This window comes from Nocardia miyunensis NBRC 108239 (assembly GCF_001613065.1).
Taxonomy (GTDB): Bacteria; Actinomycetota; Actinomycetes; order Mycobacteriales; family Mycobacteriaceae; genus Nocardia; species Nocardia miyunensis.
Genome location: NZ_BDBQ01000019.1, coordinates 13,286 through 30,058 on the forward strand (window position 1 = coordinate 13,286; position 16,773 = coordinate 30,058).

At 68.1% G+C, this 16,773-nt stretch carries 13 protein-coding genes; 7 read left to right on the plus strand and 6 right to left on the minus strand.

Annotation, left to right across the window (positions count from 1 at the left end; translation table 11 throughout):
• Positions 1 to 23 precede the first annotated feature (23 nt).
• The 3 genes from NM2_RS09230 to NM2_RS09240 all read right to left on the minus strand — a co-directional run bounded on the left by NM2_RS09230 (position 24) and on the right by NM2_RS09240 (position 3,094).
• On the minus strand, positions 24 to 893 hold the full coding sequence (locus NM2_RS09230) for a TIGR03619 family F420-dependent LLM class oxidoreductase (RefSeq protein ID WP_067666638.1): 870 nt from the start codon (positions 891 to 893) through the stop codon (positions 24 to 26).
• Positions 894 to 1,174: 281 nt separating this feature from the next.
• Positions 1,175 to 2,770 carry a hypothetical protein gene (locus NM2_RS09235; protein WP_067666640.1) on the minus strand — a complete coding sequence of 532 codons (1,596 nt, stop codon included), beginning with the start codon at positions 2,768 to 2,770 and terminating at the stop codon, positions 1,175 to 1,177.
• A 3-nt stretch (positions 2,771 to 2,773) separates the two neighbouring features.
• On the minus strand, positions 2,774 to 3,094 hold the full coding sequence (locus tag NM2_RS09240; protein WP_067666642.1) for a type VII secretion target: 321 nt from the start codon (positions 3,092 to 3,094) through the stop codon (positions 2,774 to 2,776).
• Positions 3,095 to 3,349: 255 nt separating this feature from the next.
• On the opposite strand from NM2_RS09240, the gene NM2_RS09245 reads away from it, so the two are divergent.
• The 4 genes from NM2_RS09245 to NM2_RS09260 all read left to right on the plus strand — a co-directional run bounded on the left by NM2_RS09245 (position 3,350) and on the right by NM2_RS09260 (position 8,694).
• Positions 3,350 to 4,342, plus strand: coding sequence for an NAD-dependent epimerase/dehydratase family protein (locus tag NM2_RS09245; protein ID WP_067666644.1), 993 nt, complete (start codon positions 3,350 to 3,352; stop codon positions 4,340 to 4,342).
• A gap of 31 nt (positions 4,343 to 4,373) precedes the next feature.
• A complete protein-coding gene (locus NM2_RS09250; RefSeq protein ID WP_067666646.1) occupies positions 4,374 to 5,390 on the plus strand; it encodes an Rv2578c family radical SAM protein in 1,017 nt (338 codons plus the stop codon).
• 236 nt (positions 5,391 to 5,626) lie between these two features.
• Entirely contained in the window at positions 5,627 to 7,615 is a 1,989-nt protein-coding gene (locus tag NM2_RS09255; protein WP_245717924.1) for a 2-oxoacid:acceptor oxidoreductase subunit alpha, read from the plus strand.
• On the plus strand, positions 7,615 to 8,694 hold the full coding sequence (locus tag NM2_RS09260; protein WP_067666648.1) for a 2-oxoacid:ferredoxin oxidoreductase subunit beta: 1,080 nt from the start codon (positions 7,615 to 7,617) through the stop codon (positions 8,692 to 8,694). The genes NM2_RS09255 and NM2_RS09260 overlap by 1 nt, the downstream gene beginning before the upstream one ends.
• A 501-nt stretch (positions 8,695 to 9,195) precedes the next feature.
• On the opposite strand, the gene ypfJ is transcribed toward NM2_RS09260, so the two are convergent.
• On the minus strand, positions 9,196 to 10,116 hold the full coding sequence (gene ypfJ / locus NM2_RS09265; protein ID WP_067666650.1) for a KPN_02809 family neutral zinc metallopeptidase: 921 nt from the start codon (positions 10,114 to 10,116) through the stop codon (positions 9,196 to 9,198).
• Between the two features lie 184 nt (positions 10,117 to 10,300).
• Between ypfJ and aspS the strand changes: the two genes are divergently transcribed.
• Both aspS and NM2_RS09275 read left to right on the plus strand, forming a co-directional pair.
• Complete coding sequence (gene aspS / locus NM2_RS09270; protein WP_067666651.1) at positions 10,301 to 12,109, plus strand: aspartate--tRNA ligase; 1,809 nt, start codon at positions 10,301 to 10,303, stop codon at positions 12,107 to 12,109.
• Between the two features lie 93 nt (positions 12,110 to 12,202).
• Positions 12,203 to 13,159, plus strand: coding sequence for a DUF389 domain-containing protein (locus tag NM2_RS09275; RefSeq protein ID WP_067666653.1), 957 nt, complete (start codon positions 12,203 to 12,205; stop codon positions 13,157 to 13,159).
• 33 nt (positions 13,160 to 13,192) lie between these two features.
• Here NM2_RS09275 and NM2_RS09280 read toward each other — a convergent pair whose 3' ends face one another.
• A complete protein-coding gene (locus NM2_RS09280) occupies positions 13,193 to 14,326 on the minus strand; it encodes a DUF2189 domain-containing protein (RefSeq protein ID WP_245717925.1) in 1,134 nt (377 codons plus the stop codon).
• A 283-nt stretch (positions 14,327 to 14,609) separates the two neighbouring features.
• Between NM2_RS09280 and NM2_RS09285 the strand changes: the two genes are divergently transcribed.
• Entirely contained in the window at positions 14,610 to 15,779 is a 1,170-nt protein-coding gene (locus tag NM2_RS09285; protein ID WP_067666655.1) for a phosphotransferase family protein, read from the plus strand.
• Between the two features lie 16 nt (positions 15,780 to 15,795).
• On the opposite strand, the gene NM2_RS09290 is transcribed toward NM2_RS09285, so the two are convergent.
• Positions 15,796 to 16,746 carry a TauD/TfdA dioxygenase family protein gene (locus NM2_RS09290; protein ID WP_067666656.1) on the minus strand — a complete coding sequence of 317 codons (951 nt, stop codon included), beginning with the start codon at positions 16,744 to 16,746 and terminating at the stop codon, positions 15,796 to 15,798.
• Positions 16,747 to 16,773: the final 27 nt, after the last annotated feature.

Below are 16,773 nucleotides of genomic sequence, written 5' to 3' on the forward strand. Positions count from 1 at the left end.
TCGATCGGACCGGGTGTGGCGGTTCAGCATTTGGCGATGACGGATTCGGCGTAGCGCTCGATCGCGGCGATCTTGTTCGCCAGCGGTTCGGTATCCGGTCCGGGCGTGTAGTGGTAGCGGAAGCCGACGATGACATCGGTGATGCCGCGCTCCTCGAGCCGCTTGATGCCGTCGGGGGTGTAGGCGTCCAGGGAGGCGACGTGGATCTCGAACGGGATGGAGCTGTCGCGTTCGGGGAGCAGTTCGTCCAGGCGGGCGAGCATGCGATCCAAATCCTCGGGCCGGCCTCCGGCGTGCATCCAGCCGTCGCACAGCCGCACCGCGCGGCGCAGCGCCGGATCGCTGTGCCCGCCGACCAGGATCGGCATCGGCTCGGTCGGTGCGGGGGTCAGCTTGATCCGCGGAATGTCGTAGAACTCGCCGTGGTACTCGAAATATTCGCCGGTGCACAGGCCGCGGACGATTTCGATGCATTCGTCCATTCGCTTCCCGCGGCGCTCGAACGGGACGTCCATGATCTCGAAATCCTCCGGCCACGGGCTGATTCCGACGCCGAGGGCGAACCGGTTGCCGCTCAACGCGGCCAGTGAGCTCGCCTGCTTGGCGACCAGGACGGGCGGGCGGATCGGCAGTTTGATCACGAACGGCGTGAATCGCAGCGTGGTCGTCACGGCGGCCAGCGCCGCGGACAGCACGAACGTCTCGATGAACGGCTTGCCGTCCAGGAACTCTCGCGAGCCGTCGGGCGTGTACGGGTACGTCGAATCCGATTCCTCCGGATAGGCGATGCTGTCGGCGATCGACATGCTGTGGAATCCGGCGGCCTCGGCTGCCTGTGCCAGCGGGACGTAATAGGCCGGATCGGTCATCGCCTCCGCGTAGGTGAAACGCATCGGGGCATCCTCTCGGTTGGCGGGTCTGCGCAGTCGCCCGGTCCGGGCGGCTCGGGCACGGATCCTGCTTCCTCCGGAGGGCGAAAATTAGAACAGATTCTAGTTTCGTCCGTGATCGTAATCGCAGCGATCACGGACTGTCAGCCGATCGGTGGTTCGCACTCGGTTTCGGTGTGGGAATCAGCGGGTCGGGAACCGGGAGAACGCCTTTGCGCTGAACGTCGAGGGCCCGGACCGTACTGGTCCGGGCCCTCGGCATATCTGATCGAAAGGTCGGCCGATCAGAGGGTGGTGTCGGCCGAGTAGCCGTTGATCTCCTCGTCGGAATGGATCTGGCCGATGACATCCGGCGCGATCTCACCGAGCACACCGGCGAGCTCGGTGTCGCCGGTGATGCTCTGGTACGGCTGGACCGTGCTCTGGTGCTCCTCGTCCGAAGAGTTGCGTGCGTTGGCCGCACCGCCGCCGCCCATGAAACCCGGGCTGCTGGTCAGACCGGCCGCCCGTGCCGCCGCGCTGGCCTGGGCGGCCAGGGCGTTGCCGGCATTGGCGATGGTGCCCGGCACGGATGTGCCCGCCCCGCCACCGGAATTTGTGCCGATGCCGTCGGTGCTCAGACCGCCCCCGCCGCCGCTGAAGGAGCCGCCCCCGCCGCCGCTGTACGAGCCGCCGAATCCGGCCGTCGAGGTGTTGCCGAGCTTCGAGGTCAGGTCGTCGGTGCTGGTATCGCTGTCGGAGCTGCTGTTGGACAACAGCGATTGGGCCTGTTCCATCACCGGCTGGGCGATGTTCTGCGCGACGGACTCCGCGGCCTGGGCCGCCTGCTGTCCCGCGCCGCTCTGGCCGAGCAACTGATTGACCACGCCGCTGAGCTGGCCGGTGTAGCCCGCCAGTTCGCCGCGGGTCGCGTTGACGATGCCGACCGCCGTGCCGAGATGCTCTGTGGCCGAGGCGATCAGCGTGGCCTGCGCGGGCGGTGTGACGATCACCGGGGCCAGCGCGGTGGCCTGGGCGGCGAACGCCTGGGCCACGGCGGTGAGCTGCACATTGCCCTTCTGCACCACGGCCGCGGCCTCGTCGGTGAGTTTGGAGATGTCGAAACCGCGCTGGCTGGTGTCCTGGCCCTGGGACTGGGTCTGCTGCCCGGCGGCCTGGGCGCTGTTGGCGGATTTGCCCTGCCAGACCTGGTCGACCGATTTGAGCGCGCCCTGGCCGACCGACATGGCCGCCTGGATGATCTGCGAGGACTGGCTCAGCAGGGTGCTCGGATTCAGTGCGCCCATCACGCCCGTGCCGAAGCTCTGCAACAGGCTCGCGAAGGGCTGGAAGAGCTGCTCGATCCCCGGGATGGCGGGCAAGGTGATGCCCTTGCTCAGCAGGGTGTTGATCGTATCGGTGGGGTCGGCCGAGGAGATCGGGGCGGCGGCCTGCTGAATCGAGGGCGCGACGTTGTTCAGTGCGGCCGGTGCGCTGTTCAGGGCCGTGTGGGCGTTGTCGAAGACGTTCTGTGCGCCCGGAATCGCCCCGCGACTGCTTTGGGCGTGGTCGAGGGCGTCGTTGGCGGAGCCGAGCAGCGGACTCGCGGAATCGCTCAGCGACGATGCGTGGGTCGAGGTATTGCCCAGTCCGGGAATGTGCCCGCCACCGAGCGACGAGCCGTGATCGTCCTCGAATTCCTTCTGTGCCATATGCAGTTCGGGCGAGACCGCCTCGGTGGTCTCGGCGGGCAGCTGCGGCAGCGAGACGTGCACGAAGGGGCCGTTCTGCACGGCCGAGGCGATGTTCTGCGCGGTCTGCGAGGCCGCCTCGGACACCGCCGCGATCGGATCGGCCGTCTGCGCGCCGATGACGCCGCCGGTTCCGGAGTCGAGTGCCACGAGTCAGCCCCCGATCTCGTTGGTGACGGATTTCAACGCACTGGAGAAGGTCGAATCGGAGTCGTCGAACGTGGCGGCGGTGCCGAAGGCGGACTGCCCGATCTTGTCGACCTTGCTGGACAGATCGTTGATGTCCTGGCAGTGCAGCACCTGTGCGGCGGCGAACATCGCCAGGTAGTCGGCGCCGATGAGCCCGAAGACCGGCGTCATCGCGGCCACATGACTGACCGTGTCCATATTGCCCGCCCCGGAGATCTGTGCCGCGATACCCTTGTGTGTCGCCGCGAACGCGCGAACGGCATCGGTTTCCACCGAGAAACTCATCGAGTCTGCCCCCCAATCCTCATACCATCGGTCTCGTGGACTTGCCCGGACACCGCGGGGCCCGGGGCCATGCGCCGTCACCGGCGCGACCGGTAACGGTACAGGGCCTCAATATAGCGGACCTGCCCGACAGGTTTCGACTCCGACCGGTATCCGGCAACGGATTTCGGCCGATCCGGCGCTGAATCGGACGAAACGGAATGGAAAGAAACTAGAACTTGTTGCATATTAGAACGCGTTCTATATTCTCGTCTCATGAAGGTCGCAGTCACCGGCGCAGCCGGCTTCCTTGGCACCAACCTGCTCCATGAACTCGTGGAGCGCGGTCACGAGGTGACCGCCATTGATCGCGTCCGGCCGGCCGTCGCACCGGACCCGAAGGTGACCTGGGTCAGCGGTGACGTGCTGGACCCGGAATCGATGCGTTCGGCGCTCGAGGGTGCGGAGGTGGTGTACCACCTGGTGGCCATGATTACTCTCGAACATCGCCACGATATGGCCTGGCGGGTCAACACCGAGGGTGTGCGCGTGGTCGCCGAGGCCGCGCTGGCGGCCGGTGTGCGGCGCATGGTGCACACCAGTTCGATCCACGCGTTCAATCAATACAACTGCGGCGGCCGGATCGACGAGCGCACGCAGCGTTCGATCGATCCGGATCTGCCGGTGTACGACCGCTCCAAGTTCCAGGGCGAGGTCGAGCTGCGCAAGGTCATCGATCAGGGGCTCGACGCGGTGATCTGCAATCCGACCGGGGTGTACGGACCGGTCGATCACTCGGACTCCCGGATCAACACCACGCTGTGGGACGCCGCGCGCGGTCGCGTCCCGGTCATGATCGCGGGTGGGTTCGACCTGGTCGACGTGCGCGACGTCGCGATCGGCCTGATCCTGGCGGGGGAGAAGGGCCGTACGGGGGAGAACTACCTGCTGACCGGCGCGATGTGCTCGATGCTCGAGGTGACCAGGCTGGCCGCGGCGGTGAACGGCAAGCGCGGTCCGCGGTTCGCGATCCCGACCAAGGTGATCTCCGCCGCGCTGCCCGTGCTGGAGCCGGTCGCGAAGCTGTTCGGCAGCGACCGGGTGTCCAAGGCTGCCATGGGTGCGCTGATCTCCGCGCCGGTCGTGGACGGTTCGAAAGCCGAGGCCGAACTCGGTTACCGGCCGCGCTCGACCGAGGACACCGTGCGCGATCTGGTCGCCTTCTACAACGGCGAGCCGCTCGAATCGAAGTCCCGCTGCGTTGCTTGACAGATAATAGAACACATGTTCGACTGGGAGGGTGCGGTGGCGAAGCCAGACCCTGGATGCCGAGGACGGCGCCCTCCCGGGACTCGACCGGGCGGGTCTCGTGCGCACTGTGCAGACCCCGGAATTCGACGGCGTGACCTTTCACGAGGTGCTGTGCAAGAGCGCGCTCAACCGCACGCCGGAGGGTTCCTCGCTGCCGTTCGGCTGGACGATCAACCCCATGCGCGGGTGCTCGCACGCGTGCCGGTACTGCTTCGCGCGAAGTACGCACGAATATCTGGATCTGGACGCGGGCCGCGATTTCGACAGTCAGATCGTGGTCAAGACCAATGTCGCCGCGGTGCTGCGACGAGAGCTGAACCGCCGCTCGTGGCAGCGTGAACCGGTCGCGCTGGGCACCAATACCGATCCCTATCAACGCGCCGAGGGCAGGTACCGGCTGATGCCGGGCATCATCGGCGCGCTGGCCGATTCGGGCACGCCGTTCTCCATTCTCACCAAGGGCACCCTGCTGCGGCGTGATCTCCCGCTGCTGACGCTCGCCGCCCGGCAGGTGCCGGTGCGGCTGGCGGTTTCGATCGCGATTCTGGATCCGGACCTGCACCGCGGTCTGGAACCGGGCACGCCGTCGCCGCGGGCGCGACTGGAACTGGTCCGCACCCTCGCCGACGCGGGTTTCGCGGTGAACGTGATGGTGGCGCCGGTGATTCCCTGCCTGACCGACAGTGCCGCCCGCCTGGACGAACTCTTCGGCGCGATCGCCGAGGCGGGTGCGGTGAGCGCGGTCGCCTTTCCGATGCATCTGCGCGCCCGTACCCGCGGCTGGTTCCTGCAGTGGCTCGCCGAGCACCACCCGGCGCTGTTGCGCAGATATAGGCAGTTGTACGGTCGTGGGGCGTACGTCACACCGGAGTACTCCGCGTGGCTGCGCGGCCGGCTCGATCCGCTGCTGTCGCGGCACGGTTTGGACCGCGACGTGCCGCCGGAACCCCAGGTCCGGCCTCCGCGGGCACCGCAACCGGCCGCGCAGCTGGCGCTGTTCTCCTAGCGCGGCCCGCCCCGGGGCCCGGACGGGCGCGGGTCAGGTGAGCAGAGGAGGCGAGAGCCGGGGCGCGGGGCGTCTGCGCCGCGGCGCTGGACAGCTCGGCACGCCGGCGTGACGCGGCGCTGCCGAGGAATCGGTACGACGCGAAATCTGTTGAACCGCTTGCTACTCGGGCACATCCGAAGGCAGCGGAGTAACTTGGCATGTGGTACTCATCGACGAGGAAGTGATACACGCGCATGGTTGCCCAGGGCTCTGATTCTCCCGGCGACGCCGCCTCGCAGGCCGGTCGCGCGGACGCGACCGGAACCGGTGGCGTCGCAGAGAAATTGGAAAAGGTCGTCATCCGATTCGCCGGAGACTCCGGCGACGGTATGCAGCTGACCGGTGACCGTTTCACTCACGAGGCCGCCGCATTCGGTAACGACCTTGCCACACAACCGAACTTTCCCGCCGAGATCCGTGCGCCCCAGGGCACGCTACCCGGCGTCTCCTCGTTCCAGATCCAGATCGCCGACTACGACATCCTCACCGCCGGTGATCAGCCCGATGTGCTGGTGGCGATGAATCCCGCGGCGCTGAAGGCGAATCTGGAGGATCTGCCGCGCGGGGCGACGATCATCGTCAACACCGACGAGTTCACCAAGCGCACGCTGACCAAGGTCGGCTATGCGGCCGATCCGCTCGCCGACGACTCACTGTCCGATTTCGTCGTGCACCGGGTGCCGATGACCTCGCTGACGCTGGGGGCGACCGAGTCGACCGGCGTCGGCAAGAAGGACGGCCAGCGAGCGAAGAACATGTTCGCACTCGGCCTGCTGTCCTGGATGTACGGGCGGCCGATCGGCGGCACCGAACAGTTCATGCGCGAGAAGTTCGCCGCCAAACCGGATATCGCCGAGGCGAACATCCTGGCGTTCCGGGCCGGCTGGAACTACGGCGAGACCACCGAGGCATTCGCGACCACCTACGAGGTCGCCCCGGCGGCACTGCCCCCGGGCACCTATCGGCAGATCACCGGCAACACCGCCCTGGCATACGGCATCGTCGCGGCCGGGCAGCTCGCGGGTCTGCAGGTCTTCCTGGGCACCTATCCGATCACGCCCGCCTCGGACATCCTGCACGAACTGAGCAAGCACAAGAACTTCGGCGTCACGACCTTCCAGGCGGAGGACGAGATCGCCGGAATCGGTGCGGCACTGGGTGCTTCGCTGGGCGGTGCGCTCGGGGTGACCAGCACGTCGGGCCCGGGCCTGGCGCTCAAGAGCGAGACCATCGGCCTGGCGGTGATGACCGAGGTGCCGCTGCTGATCGTGGACGTGCAGCGCGGCGGCCCCTCGACGGGTCTGCCGACCAAGACCGAACAGGCCGATCTGCTGCAGGCGCTGTACGGGCGCAACGGCGAATCGCCGGTCGCGGTGATCGCGCCGCGTTCACCGGCCGACTGCTTCGCGGCCGCGGTGGAAGCCGCGCGCATCGCGCTGACCTACCGCACACCGGTGCTGCTGCTCTCGGACGGCTCGATCGCCAATGGTTCCGAGCCCTGGGCGATTCCGCAGGTCGCGGACCTGGGGCGGATCGAGCCCGCCTTCGAATCCGCCGCCGCCGAAGGCGATTCGGATCCGTATCAGCCCTATGCGCGTGATCCGGAGACCCTGGCCCGATCGTTCGCGCTACCGGGCACGCGCGGCCGCGCGCATCGCATCGGCGGTCTGGAGAAGGCCGACGGCACCGGCAACATCTCCTACGATCCGGCGAACCACGATCTGATGGTCCGGCTGCGCCAGGCGAAGATCGATGGGATCGAGGTGCCTGACCTCGAGGTCGACGATCCCAGCGGGAACGCCGAGTTGCTGCTGATCGGCTGGGGCAGCTCCTATGGGCCGATCGGCGAGGCCTGCCGCCGGGCGCGGCGGCGCGGAGTGCCCGTGGCGCAGGCGCATCTGCGGAACCTGAATCCGCTGCCCGCCAACACCGGCGAGGTGCTGCGCCGCTACCGCACCGTGGTCGCGCCGGAAATGAACGGCGGTCAGCTGGCCATGCTGCTGCGCGGCCGGTATCTGGTGGATGTGCAGCCGTGGACGAAGGTCGCCGGTACCGCCTTCTCGGCGCAGGAGCTGGTCGGGGTGATCGACGCGGCACTGGACGGATCGCTCGCGGAACTCGAGAACGACAAGGTCTTCGCCGCACGCGCGAGGGCGACCTACCGCACTGTAGGGGGTAACTGATGACGATCGTGGAAACCTCGCTCGTCGGCGCCGATCTCGGTCTGACCGGCCTGTCCGGTGTGCCGGGCGCCGACGGGCCGCAGAAGGTCAAGGACTACACCTCGGATCAGGAGGTGCGCTGGTGTCCGGGCTGCGGTGACTACGTCATCCTGGCGACCGTGCGCAGCTTCCTGGCAGATCTCGGGTTGCGCCGGGAGAACATGATGTTCGTCTCGGGCATCGGCTGCTCGAGCCGTTTCCCGTACTACCTGGACGCCTACGGGATCCATTCGATCCACGGCCGCGCGCCCGCGATCGCGACGGGCATGGCGGTGACCCGCCCGGATCTGTCGGTGTGGGTGGTGACCGGCGACGGCGATGCGCTCTCGATCGGCGGCAACCACCTCATCCACGCCCTGCGCCGCAATGTGAACATGACGATCCTGCTGTTCAACAACCGGATCTACGGACTCACCAAGGGCCAGTACTCGCCGACCTCGGAACCGGGCAAGGTCACCAAGTCGACGCCGATGGGGTCGGTGGACCACCCGTTCAACACGTTGTCGGTGGCCCTGGGCGCGGAGGCGACCTTCGCCGCGCGGGCGCTGGATTCGGATCGCGCCGGGCTGACCGAGGTGCTGCGGGCGGCCGCGGAGCATCGCGGCACCTCCTTCGTGGAGATCCTGCAGGACTGCCCGATCTTCAACGACGGTTCGTTCGACGTGCTGCGCAAGGACGACGCCGAATCCCACCTGATCCGGCTGCGTCACGGCGAGCCGCTGCGCTTCGGCGCGGAGGGCGAATTCGCGGTGGTACGAAGCGGTTTCGGCCTCGACGTGGTGGCCGCGGATTCGGTCGCCGAGTCCGAGATCGTCGTGCACGACGCCTATTGCGAGGATCCGGAGTACGCGTACGCGCTCTCGCGCCTGTCGGAGCAGGACCTGTCGCACGTCCCGGTCGGCATCTTCCGCAGCGTCTCGCGACCGACCTACGACGACGGCGTTCGCGAGCAGAACGAGATGGCGCGGGAACGCCGGCCCGTGCACGCGGATTCACTGCAGCAGCTGCTCACCGGTAAGGAGACCTGGACGGTCGGCTGAGTCTGCTCATCGGTTCGGGCGGTGCGTGTCGCGATCGGCGACGTTCACCGTCCGAACTCATGTTCGTGGTGGTCCATGCCGATCCACGACGAGCGCCGCTGCCGGTGAGGTCGGCGCGGGCGACAGTGGCCGGCGCGTGGTCGGCCGGGGCAGGACAGGCGGGGTCGATGCCGGGACGTGGGTCGGCGAATCCTCCGGCGAGATCGTGGGGGAGCCCGGCGTCGGCCGAGTCTGGCTCGTGCCGGGCGTCGGCGAGATCGGCGGCTGGGCCGCGACGAGGGCGCCGCCGCAGAGGGAGAGCGTCAGCGCCGACCCGGCCGCGAGAATCTGCGTCGTCCCGAATCGTTCCCTCGCCCCGAACCTCTGCATCGACCGTCCTTTCGTCCGGCGGCGGAGTGCCGCGACCGCGATTGTCAACCCCTCTTGCGGCCGAACGGGTGCGACGCGCCGCGATACCGGACCGGACGAAAGGATCGATCCAATCGGATGTCCGCGAGCGGCTCAGCGCAGTGCCGGAGGATTGTTCAGATCGGTCGCCGAGAACGTGTCGCACGCCTTCACCTGGCCGTTGTGATATCCGGTGAGGAACCACTTCTGACGTTCGGAGGAGGATCCGTGCGTCCAGGACTCCGGGTTGGTCCGGCCGGTGGCGGCCTTCTGGATCCGATCGTCGCCGACCGACGAGGCGGCCGAGAGCGCGTCCTGAATGTCCTTGTCCGACAGCGGTTTCAGGAACGCCTGCTTGCTGCCTGGCGCGGGGAGCTTATCGGCATAGGAGGCCCACACCCCGGCATAGCAGTCGGCCTGCAGTTCCAGCCGCACGGACCCGGAGGAAGCGCCCTGTGCGGACTTCGCGGCCCGGCCCGAATCGCCGACCAGATTCTGGATGTGGTGGCCGACCTCGTGCGCGACCACGTACTCCTGGGCCAGCGGTCCGCCGCTGGAACCGAACTTGTCGACCAGTTCCTGGAAGAAACTGGTGTCGAAATAGGCGGTGTGATCGGCGGGGCAGTAGAACGGCCCGACCGCGCTGGTGGCCCGGCCGCAGCCACCGGTGTTCACCGCACCGGTGAACAACTGCACCTTGGGTGGGGTGTACGCCCTGCGGGTCTGCTGGGGGAGCTTGGTACCCCACACCGAGTCCAGGCTCTGCGCGGTGAGCACGACCCGGCAGTCGACGTACTTGTTCGCATCCGCGCCGGTCTTGCAGTGTGCGGGCGTCTTCGCGGTCCCGGACTGGGCGATCGTCGTGCCCCCGGTGACCTCGCGCAGCAGCGATTGCGGATCCCCGCCGAAGACCAGTGCCAGGACCAGCACGATCAGACCGCCCGCGCCGCCGAGCGCGATCTTCCCACCCATTCCCGGGCCACCGCCCGAGGAGGCCCGATCCGGATCGATCTGCATGCCCTCGTTGAAGGTCATCCCGTGGCCCTCTCGCCCGTTCGTTCGCTGTGCCGTCACGTGATCCGGTCGGTCCGGTCCGCGCGCGGGCTACAGCTTGACACGGGCGTGGCGGATATCGGTTTCCGAGGGGTGAACGTGTCTCTCTAGGATAGGAGCGCATCCGCCCACCCCGCCGGTGCATCGACCCGTCGAAAGGAATCCCGTGCTGCGCACCCACTTGGCAGGTTCGCTGCGAAGCGAACACGCCGGTCTGACCGTGACCCTCACCGGTTGGGTGGCTCGCCGTCGCGACCACGGTGGCGTGATCTTCATCGATCTGCGCGACGCGTCGGGTGTGGCGCAGGTGGTGTTCCGCGAGGGTGTTCCGGCCGAACAGGCGCACCGGTTGCGCGCGGAGTACTGCGTGCAGGTGACCGGCGTGGTCGAGGCGCGGCCCGACGGCAGTGAGAACCCGAATCTGCCCACCGGCTCGATCGAGGTGAACGTCGCCGAACTCGTCGTCCTCAACGAGGCCGCGCCGCTGCCGTTCCAGCTCGACGAGCAGCCCGGTGAGGAAGCGCGGCTGAAGTACCGCTACCTGGACCTGCGTCGCGAGGGCCCGGCCCACGCCATCCGGCTGCGTTCCCAGGTCAACGCCGCGGCCCGCGCGGTTCTGGCCGACCATGCCTTCGTCGAGGTCGAGACCCCGACCATGACCCGTTCCACGCCCGAGGGCGCGCGCGACTTCCTGGTCCCGGCCCGGTTGCAGCCCGGTAAGTTCTACGCGCTGCCGCAGAGCCCGCAGCTGTTCAAGCAGTTGCTGATGGTCTCGGGTGTCGAGCGGTATTACCAGATCGCGCGCTGCTACCGCGACGAGGACTTCCGCGCGGACCGGCAGCCCGAATTCACCCAGCTCGACGTCGAGATGAGCTTCGTGACCCAGGAGGACGTGATCCTGCTGGCCGAGGATGTGCTCAGCGCGCTGTGGAAACTCGTCGGCCACGAGATCCCCACGCCGATCCGGCACATGACCTACGCCGAGTCGATGCGCCGGTTCGGCAGCGACAAGCCGGATCTGCGGTTCGGCGTCGAAATCACCGAGTGCACAGAGTATTTCGCGCAGACGCCGTTCCGGGTGTTCCAGGCGCCGTACGTCGGCGCGGTCGTGATGCCCGGCGGTGCCAGCCAGCCGCGGCGTCAGCTCGACGCCTGGCAGGAGTGGGCCAAGCAGCGCGGCGCGAAGGGGCTGGCGTACATCCTGGTCAACGAGGACGGCACGTTGGGCGGTCCGGTGGCCAAGAACCTCACCGACTCCGAGCGCGAGGGCCTGGCCAAGCACGTCGGCGCGGAACCGGGGGACTGCGTGTTCTTCGCCGCCGGTGAGACGAAGGCGCAGCGAGCGCTGCTGGGCGCCGCGCGCGGTGAGATCGCGCGCAAGTGTGACCTGATCGACGAGAACGCCTGGGCGTTCGTCTGGATCGTGGACGCGCCCCTGTTCGAACCGGCCGCCGACGCGACCGCGAGTGGCGATGTCGCCCTGGGACATTCGGCGTGGACCGCGGTGCACCACGCGTTCACCTCGCCCAAACCCGAGTCCCTGGACACCTTCGACACCGATCCCGGCGCGGCGCTGGCCTACGCCTACGACATCGTCTGCAACGGCAACGAGATCGGCGGCGGTTCCATCCGCATCCACCGCCGTGACGTCCAGGAGCGGGTGTTCAAGGTGATGGGCATCAGCCACGACGAGGCGCAGGAGAAGTTCGGCTTCCTGCTGGACGCGTTCTCCTACGGCGCACCGCCGCACGGCGGCATCGCCTTCGGCTGGGACCGCATCACCGCGCTGCTGGCCGGGGTGGATTCGATCCGCGATGTCATCGCGTTCCCGAAGTCCGGCGGCGGTGTGGACCCGCTGACCGACGCGCCCGCGCCGATCACCCGGCAGCAGCGCAAGGAGGCGGGGCTCGAGGTCGTCCTCGACGAGAACGGCAACCCGGTGACCCCGGACCGGAAGACCGCCGAGAAGAAGTAATCGCGACGGTGCACCCGGACCGGTGCGTCCGGTTCGGGTTCGCCTGTCCGGCAATCGATCTCGGGTGCGAGACGAATCGGAAGCAGGAGAATCGTGCTGCACGTCCGGGTGATCTGTCCGTCCGGGAAGACCGAGGACGCGCTCGAGGCACTGCGGGCCGAGCCGGGAGCGACGCTGATCACGGTGCAGCGCGACGCGGCGGTCGAGCCACCCGGAGATGTGCTCGAGGCCGATGTCGCGCGGGAATCGGTCAACGACGTGGTAGCGGCCCTCGAAGCGCTGGGCATCAGCCGCGCGGGCGGGATCATCCTCGGCCCGGTCGATACCGCGCTGTCGGATTCGGCGGATCGCGCGGTGGCGCAGGCTCCGGGAGATCCGTCCGGCGCGGTCGTGTGGCAGGCGCTGCTGGCCGAGACCAGGGAGGAGTCCACGATCGGTCCGGCGTTCCTGGCGTTCATCACCATCGCCTGCCTGCTCGCGGCGGTCGGCGTCGCCACCGATTCGCCGGTGACGATCGTCGGCGCGATGGTGGTGGGGCCCGAGTTCGGGCCGCTGGCCGCGCTCGCGGTGTCGTTGGTGCGCAAGGATTTCGCGTTGGCGCGACGTTCGGCGCTGGCGCTGATCGTCGGATTCTCGGTGGCCATGGTGATCACCTGGGTGGCCACCCTGGCGTGGGAGCAGTTCGGCTGGCTGACCCTGGACAGCGTCGACCGGATCCACAATGTGGAGTTCATCTACCAGGTGGGGCCGTTCTCACTGGTGGTCGCGCTGCTCGCCGGCGCTGCCGGGATGCTGTCGCTGGTGACCTCGAAATCGGCTGCGCTGGTAGGGGTTTTCATCTCGGTGACCACGATCCCGGCGGCCGGATTCGCGGTGGTGGCCGCGACCGTGGGCGCGTGGCAGAAGGCGTTCTGGTCGATCGGCCAACTCGGGGTGAACATGATCGGGATCGTGGTCGCCGGATGGATCGTGCTGCAGTTGCGCCCTCGCCACGGCAGCGAGGGCGGACCGCTGGATCGGTTCGAACGCTGGTTGTCGTCGGCCGAATGATGCTGCGCGCGTGGGCTTTGCGGCCCCGCGCGATCAGCCCAAGGTCAGGCCGTCGGTCAGCGCGCGGTACGAGTAGGTCAGCGCCATCACCGAGACCGGGCCGACCAGCAACAGACTCAGCGCGCAGATGATCAGGCCGGCGGTGCCGGCGATGACCATGCCGATCACGCAGACCACCAGGGCGGCGAAGGTCATGAACAGCACCGCGAATGCCAGCAGCAGCGTCTTCGTGAGGTCCGAGAGCACCAGCCGGACACTGGATCGGATCGCGGCGATCGGATTCTGGTCCCGATCGATCACGAAGTGCAGGGCGAACATGCACAGGAAGCCGATCGCGATCGCCGCGAGCACGCTCAGGACGGTCGCGAGCGCCGCGGACAGGGCGGCGAACACCGTGGAGATCACGATCATCGCCAGCACACAGCTCGCGAAGACGGCCAGCGCGCACAGCAGGACGTTACCGGCGTTGACGAATCCGAAGAACGCCTGGAAATCCGGTGGGGTGCCGTCGGTTTCGTAGAGTGCGCCCCGGATCATCACGGCCTGCAGCAGCCAGACCACGACCGCGACGATGAGGAATATCAGCATGATCGGTATGAACGAATCTATACCGGCGGCCCGTACGACCACCATCGCGGCCAGATAGGCGACGAAGCCGACGAGGGTGATGGCGATCCAGGGAATCGGGTTGGCGCGCAAGCGTTCCCAGCCGTACCCGAGGGCGCGGCCGATGGTCAGGCCGACCGGTGCGGGCGCGGGAAATCCATAGGGCGCCCGGCCCGGCATCCCGCCCTGCGGTGTGCCGGGAGCGGTGCCCGGTCCCGATGCCCACCCCGAAGGGGGCGTCGCGCCGGGAGGGTAGCCCTGGCCGGTGTTCGGATCGTAGCCGGGGGTGTAGCCGGGCTCGGGCGCCGCGGTGGGCTGGCCGTGTCCGGGCTGCGACTGGCCGTAACCCTGCGCGGGCTGCTGGGCGGATGCGGGTGTCGCGCCGAAGACCGGGGGTGGCGGCGGGGGCCCGCCGGTCACCGGAGGCGGGGCGGCGGGGCCGGGGCGTGCGGGCCCTTGCGATCGTGATCCGGCGTCCTGGGGATACCCGGGTTGCGGCGTGAACTGCTCACGGGGGTTGTCCCCGGATGTGCCGGGCGCGGGGTGCGGAGTCTCGGTCATCGTGGGGACCTTTCGAATCACCTGGGTTTCAGTGTGGCGCACAGCAGTTGGCTTTCGACACAACCGGAACCGCCCGGATCGTGTCAAGCAGCCTTCAGGATATGCCTGTCCGGAATGTCGTAATACATGCTGGGACAGGATGATCCCGGACGAGAAGCGCGCCGTGCGAACGTTCAGCCTCTCGCGAGAACCGCCCGCGCTTCACCGAGACACGCCGGGCGACGCGCGAAAGGTTGTGGAACCGCTCGCTGAAAGTGACCTGAAGCGAGTAACTTGGAGCGCGATGACCGCACTATTGGCCGAACGCGCCACCGAAGTCGTGTCCGCGGCACAACATTTGCTCACAAAGCGGATGGGTGCTCCGGTAAAGCTCAGCGATCCGATAGAGCTCGGCGGAAGCGGCAGGACGACGGTACTACGTGTGCGTGTCGCGGAAAACGCGTTCTCGCTTCCGCGCACGCTCATTGTCAAACAACTCCGCGGTGCGGCACAGGACCGTCGCGTCGGTGGTCTCGTGCCCGGCGTCGCGAGTATCGATGCGGCATTCCTGCGCGAGGCGGTGTCCTACCAGTTCACCACCGCCCTGAGCAGCCGTCATCGGCCCGGCGCGTATCTGCTGGCCCACGACATACCCGAGCGATTGCTGATCCTGAGCGACCTGGGCGAGAACGCCGCGCTCACCTCGGTGCTGCGTTCGGGCGCCGAACCGGCCAGTCGCAATGCGCTGATGGCCTTCGCCCAGGCGATGGGCCGGATGCATGCGGCCACGGTCGGCCGCGAGCCCGATTTCGTGGCGCTGTTGCGCCGCGTCGACGTGGTGCACCGGGTGGACGGTATCGCTCAGCAGGCCGAGGCCGCGATCGGCGAGGTGCCCGGCATGTTGCGCCGCGAGCTGAACATCGACGTGCCCGGCGAGATCGCCGAACGCATCGTCGCGGGCAACCGGCTGTTCTCCGCGGGCCGCTACCGCGCCTTCAGCCCCTCGGACCTGTGTCCGGACAATGTCATCCTCAACGCCGAGGGCGCCCGGTTCCTGGACTACGAATGGGGCGGATTCCGCGACGCCACGCTGGACATCGCCTACGCGCTGGTCTCCTTCCCCGGTTGCCTGTGCGATGTCGAACTCTCCCGTGAACGCGCCCGTCAGCTGGTCGAGGCGTGGCGCTCGGAGGTGGTGGGCGTGTGGCCCGCCCTGGCCGACGACGCCGTACTCGCCGAGCGGATCCTGGAGGCGCGCCTGATCTGGGTGTGGCTGACCACGTACTGGTTCCTGCCCGCCGATCACGCCCGCATCGCCGCCGCCCGCGAGCACGGTCTGTCGATTCCGCGCTCGGCGGCGCTGATCAACCGCTGGGCCGCTCTCGCCGAGGATGCCCGGTGCACCGGTGACGACATCCTGGGCGATTTCGCCGAGCACGTCTCGGCGACCCTCGAGGAACTCTGGGAAGAGTAGGAGTTCCCCGCGGGATTCAGCGGGTCGGGCGCGGCCCGACGATGGATGCGCGTTCCATGATCCGGATCTGCGGCCAGTAGTCGCTGGCGGCGTAGTGCTGCACGGCACGGTTGTCCCAGAACGCGACGGTGTGCGGCTCCCAGTGCAGGCGGACCTGGTGTTCGGGGTAGTCGGCCTGGCGGCACAGCCGGTCCAGTAGATCGCGGCTCGCCTCGGGCGTCCTACCGGCGATGTGGTCGACGAAGATCCGGTTGACGTAGAGATGGCGGCGGCCGGTCGCCGCATGGGTGCACACCACGGGATGTTCGACGCTGGGGTGCTCGGCCCGCATGCGCTCGCGGTCCCCGGGTGCGGCCGCGCGGCCGAAGGCGCGGGTGAAGTCGTGGACGGCGGTGAGTTCGTCGGCGAGTGCGCGGGTGTCCTCGTCCAGGGCCGCGTACGCGGCGTACATGTCGGAGAACAGGGTGTCGCCGCCGACCTCGGGCACCGAGATCGCGTGCAGGATCGCGCCCATCGATGGCAGCGGCCGCCAGGTCACGTCGTGGTGCCAGCTGTTCTCGAATCCGGCGACCTCCGCGCCCTTCTCGAAGCGGACCAGTTCGGGCTGGCCGGAATTGGAGCCGAGGGCCGGATGCACCTCCAACTCGCCGAATCGCCGGGCGAACGCGACGTGCTGGGCCGGGGTGATCGGCTGGTCGCGGAAGAACAGCACCTTGTAGTCGTGCAGCGCCTGGCGAAGTTCTGCGACGACCTCGTCCGCCAGCGGTTCGCGCAGGTCGATACCGCTGATCTCGCCGCCGAGCGTGGTGCCGACTAGTTCGGCGTCGAAATGTTGCCAGCGCAGCGCGGCGAGACGCCGATGTTCGGCGGTCAGGTGCGTGAACGGCCCGGCCAGCAGGGGATATCCCGGCAGGGGGAACGGTCGCACCGCGGGTTCGGGTTCGGCGATGGTGGGTGCTTCGGTCATGTCGGCTCCTTCGTGTGGTCCATGTAG

Excerpts from the sequence above, each read along its gene's own strand:
- NM2_RS09245 (WP_067666644.1), top strand. The coding sequence starts at position 3,350 with ATGAAGGTCGCAGTCACCGGCGCAGCCGGCTTCCTTGGCACCAACCTG.
- NM2_RS09260 (WP_067666648.1), top strand. The coding sequence starts at position 7,615 with ATGACGATCGTGGAAACCTCGCTCGTCGGCGCCGATCTCGGTCTGACC.
- NM2_RS09230 (WP_067666638.1), bottom strand. The coding sequence starts at position 893 with ATGCGTTTCACCTACGCGGAGGCGATGACCGATCCGGCCTATTACGTC.
- NM2_RS09240 (WP_067666642.1), bottom strand. The coding sequence starts at position 3,094 with ATGAGTTTCTCGGTGGAAACCGATGCCGTTCGCGCGTTCGCGGCGACA.
- NM2_RS09280 (WP_245717925.1), bottom strand. The coding sequence starts at position 14,326 with ATGACCGAGACTCCGCACCCCGCGCCCGGCACATCCGGGGACAACCCC.
- NM2_RS09290 (WP_067666656.1), bottom strand. The coding sequence starts at position 16,746 with ATGACCGAAGCACCCACCATCGCCGAACCCGAACCCGCGGTGCGACCG.
- NM2_RS09255 (WP_245717924.1), top strand. The coding sequence starts at position 5,627 with ATGGTTGCCCAGGGCTCTGATTCTCCCGGCGACGCCGCCTCGCAGGCC.
- NM2_RS09285 (WP_067666655.1), top strand. The coding sequence starts at position 14,610 with ATGACCGCACTATTGGCCGAACGCGCCACCGAAGTCGTGTCCGCGGCA.
- ypfJ (WP_067666650.1), bottom strand. The coding sequence starts at position 10,116 with ATGACCTTCAACGAGGGCATGCAGATCGATCCGGATCGGGCCTCCTCG.